Annotated in this window: 3 protein-coding genes; 2 read left to right on the forward strand and 1 reads right to left on the reverse strand. The window is 74.4% G+C overall.

The genetic code is table 11. The annotated features are described in order from the left end of the window. The first annotated feature begins 30 nt into the window (after positions 1-30). The gene (locus AC0CYZ_RS31505; RefSeq protein WP_472222181.1) at positions 31-915 is read left to right on the forward strand and encodes a serine protein kinase RIO; all 885 of its coding nucleotides are present in this window, start codon (positions 31-33) and stop codon (positions 913-915) included. A gap of 191 nt (positions 916-1,106) precedes the next feature. Continuing rightward, complete coding sequence (locus AC0CYZ_RS31510) at positions 1,107-2,303, forward strand: L,D-transpeptidase (RefSeq protein WP_472222177.1); 1,197 nt, start codon at positions 1,107-1,109, stop codon at positions 2,301-2,303. 15 nt (positions 2,304-2,318) lie between these two features. Here AC0CYZ_RS31510 and AC0CYZ_RS31515 read toward each other — a convergent pair whose 3' ends face one another. After that, entirely contained in the window at positions 2,319-3,941 is a 1,623-nt protein-coding gene (locus AC0CYZ_RS31515) for a P-loop NTPase family protein (RefSeq protein WP_472222179.1), read from the reverse strand. Between the last annotated feature and the right edge of the window lie 211 nt (positions 3,942-4,152).

The raw sequence follows: 4,152 nt of genomic DNA on the forward strand, positions 1-4,152 counted from the left end.
GGACTCCTCCCGTGGGGTGATCCCCCACGCCTGGAGCCCCTGGTGCACGAACGCATTCCCCGCCGGCGTCGACGTTTCGACGACGACCACGACGATCTCCGGCCGCGACCGCGACCCGGGCCGGACGACGGGCACGACGGACCGGCCACCGGCGACCGCTGGTCCAGCTACCCCGACGCCGTCCCCGGCCCGGCCCCGGTGCCCGCCTGGGTCGTCACCGACGCCGGCGCCACCGACACCGAGCTCGGCGTGCTCAAGACCGGCAAGGAGGCGGACGTCCACCTCGTGGAGCGGGCGCTCCCCGGCGGACCGGGCTGCCTGCTCGCCGCGAAGCGCTACCGCTCCGCCGAGCACCGGATGTTCCACCGCGACGCCGGGTACCTCGAGGGCCGGCGGGTCCGGCGCTCGCGGGAGACCCGGGCGATGGCGAACCGCACGTCGTTCGGGCGCGAGCTGCTCGCCGGGCAGTGGGCGGCCGCCGAGTTCGCCGCCCTGAGCAGCCTGTCCGCGACGGGGGTCGCGGTCCCGTACCCCGTCCAGCTGCTGGGGACCGAGCTGCTCCTGGAGTTCCTCGGTACCCCGGACGGCACCGCCGCCCCGCGCCTCGCCCAGCTGCGCCCGGCCCCGGCCGAGCTCGCCGAGCTCTGGGACCAACTGGTCGCGGCCCTCGTCGGGCTGGCCCGCTCCGGGCGGACCCACGGCGACCTGTCCGCCTACAACGTCCTCGTCCACGACGGGCGCCTGGTGCTGATCGACCTCCCGCAGGTCGTGGACCTCGTCGGGAACCCGCACGGGCCCGACGTCCTCGTCCGCGACGTGCGCCGGATCACCGACTGGTTCCTCGCCCGCGGGTTCCCGGTCGATCCCGAGGGTCTGTTCCACCGGCTCGTGGCGGAGGCCGGCCTGGACGCGTGACGCAGGTCCCCGCCGACGGGCCCCCGGGCGGTCGGCACGTCACGAATCGTGCACGGGCGGTGCGCCGCACCACGCGGACGTGACGACGGGGGCACCATGGTGGGGAACCGCGCGGGACGCGAGACGTCCGACGGTGGAAGGCCCGGGACGCACGTCCGGGGCGATCGACGACGACTCGGGGGTGTGGGTCGATGGCGCTCGGGCGGACTCTGCTCGGGGTGATGCTGGCGTTCGCGGTGGCATTGGCCGCGGTCACGGTGTGGGGCACGATCGAGCACGCGTCGGGTGGAGGCGGCACCGCGTCGGCCGCGCAGGCCGAGGCGCCCCCCGCACCACCGGCCCAGGTCACGACGACCCCCGCCGACGGCGCCACCGGCGTCGCGCCGGCGCAACCGGCCACGGTGCACGTCGTGAACGGTCGCCTCACCGACATCGCGCTCGTCGGCCCGGACGGCATGGCGGTGGCCGGCCGTCCGACCCCGGACGGCTGGGCGAGCACCGTGACCCTGGCCTACGGCGCCACGTACACCTGGAAGGGCGCCGTGGCCGACGGCAACGGCGGCGCGCAGCCCCTCTCGGGCTCGTTCACGACGGTCTCGCCGGCGCAGAAGGTCGACGCGAACCTCAACATCGCCGACGGCGCCTCCGTCGGGATCGCCGCCCCGATCATCGTGCAGTTCGACGGACCGGTGGCGGACAAGGCGGCCGCGCAGCGCGCCCTGTCCGTGCAGACCTCGGTCCCGACGCCGGGCGCGTGGGGCTGGCTGCCCGACACCGAGCAGGGGGCGCGGGCCCACTGGCGTCCGCAGGGCTACTGGACGCCCGGCACCCAGGTGACCGTGGCCGCGAACCTGCAGGGCGTCGACCTCGGCGGCGGGACCTGGGGCGGGGGCGACGTGAGCTCGCACTTCACCATCGGCCGCGCCCAGATCGTCAAGGCCGACGTGAACTCGTTCCACATGCTCGTCGTGGACGGGGCCGGGAAGACGCTCATGGACGTGCCGGCCAGCTACGGACTGGGCTCGGACCCGAACCGCAACACGACCAACGGCGTCCACGTCGTGATGAGCAAGCAGCAGACCGTGCTCATGTCCAACCCGGCCTACGGCTACAACAACGTGCCCGAGCACTGGGCGGTCCGGATCTCCAACAACGGCGAGTTCATCCACGCCAACCCGCTCTCCGAGGGGGCGCAGGGCAGCGAGAACGTGACCCACGGCTGCGTGAACCTCTCGACCCAGGACGCCGAGAACTACTTCAACACCGCGCTGTTCGGCGACCCCGTCGAGGTCACCGGCAGCCCGGTGCCGATGCCGCGCACCGACATCTACGACTGGTCGCTCACCTGGCCACAGTGGCAGCAGCTCTCGGCGCTACCGAGCACCTGACCGGACCGGATCCGGTCACCACGGCGACTTGACCGCCGTCAGCCGGCGCCCACCGCGGGCGTCGGCCGCCGGGTCCCGGCCCGTCGAGAGCCGCGCCCGGAGCTCGGTCAGCTCGACGAGGCCGGACTCCAGCTCCGTGACGCGTGCCTGTACGGCGCCGTCGTCGGTCGAGGCGGCCCGCACGGCGTCGGCAGCGTCCCGGAGGCGCTCGTCGTTGACGACGGTGAAGTGGTCGCGCAACGCCCGGTGCACGGCCCGTAGCTGCGTCCGCTGGTCGTCGCCGATACGGAAGTTGGCGGCGTCGAGCAGCTTCGCCGCGGACACGCGGGCCTCGGCCCGCCGCCGTTCGACGGAGTTCTTGCGGTCCTCGAAGAAGGTGAACACACCGAGCAGCAGCCCGGCGGCCACCGAGTAGACGCTGATGAGGCTCTGGCCGGCGAGGCTGGTCAGGACGCCGACCATCAGAATCCCGCCGTACGATCCGCGCACGCTGTTGACGATCCGCGAGAGCAGGCTCCCCCCGCCCTCAGGTGGCGGCATCGCGACGATGCGGCGCAGCGCGTCGTGCGGGTCCTGCACCCGGATCCGGGGCAGGGCGATCCCGCCCGCCGAGCCGTCCGGCGTCCCCGCCAGCTCTGCGGCCACCCGGGTCGCCAACGCGGTGGCCCGCTCCCGGAGCACCCGGTAGTCGGCGGTGACGGCGTCACGGATCCGGTCGTGCACCGTGGCGTCGAAGCCGGGCCAGTCACCGAACGGGTCACCCTTCGCGATCTCCTCGTCGGCGGACTCGAGGACCTCGCGCAGCCGTTCCCGGAGGTCGAAGTCGACCTGGGAACCCAGCTCGGTCACGCCGTCGGCGAGCGCGATCTGCCAGCTCGTCGACAGGCGCTGCCGGCGGTCCAGCTCGGCCACCGCGGCCTCGTGCCGTCGGCCGGGTGCGCCCACCTCACCCCGCAGCCGCACCAGTTCGTCGGACCACGTGGGCAGGAGGTGCTCGACGACCCCGCGGAGCTCGATCAGCGCGGCGTCGCGCAGCCGGTCGTCGAGACCGCTGTCGACCTGGTCGCGGAGGAACTCGACCAGCTGCGGGACACCCGAGGCGACGAAGGCCGGGTCATCCTGGCGGGCCCGGGCGCTCTCGCACATCGTCACCGAGACCGGGAGCAGCGGGACCGGGGGTGTGTCGAGGCCTGCGGCCTGCACCCGCTGACGGATCGCCGCCTGGGCGGCGCTCAGGTCCGGGCAGGCCTCGTAGTTCGCGAGGACGCCGACGACCTGCGGGTACTGCGCCCGAAGACGCGCCAGGCCGTCCAGTTCCGCTCGACCGTAGTCACGGCGGGCGTCCGTGACGAGCAGGACGACGTCGGCAGCGCCGGGAGGTGCCGCCCGGCCGATCCCGGACGAGCCGGGGGCGTCCACGAAGGACGCCCCCGGCAACATCCGCGACGACACCCCGTGCAGCGCGCGGGCCACGGCACTGCCCGCTCCCGCTCCCGCGCTCACGGCGACGCACAGCGGTCGCCCGGCCAGCCAGGACCGGACTACCCCCAGCCGCTCGACCAGGTCGGCCCGACCCGCCTGACCGGCGAGCTGGTCGGCCCGCTCGAGCAGGCGGCCGAGGTCGGTGCTGCCACTCACCGTGGAGCGCATCAACACGGACAGGGCGGTTCCCCTTCCCGTTCCGGTGTCGCGGGGTCGGCAGGGCGGTCAGTGCCCCGGCGGGACGGTGTGGTCGTGCGTCGTGTGGTGGTGCGGGTCCGGCGCGGTGGTCGCGCCCGGCACGGCCGGGTCCTGGCCCGTCAACCCGCTGGACAGGCCGTGGCCGTCCGCCGCCGTCGGAGCGGTTCCG

The sequence above is a fragment of the Actinomycetospora sp. genome, assembly GCF_055612215.1.

Coding starts and splice junctions, on each gene's coding strand:
- AC0CYZ_RS31510 (WP_472222177.1), top strand. CDS start 1,107: ATGGCGCTCGGGCGGACTCTGCTCGGGGTGATGCTGGCGTTCGCGGTG.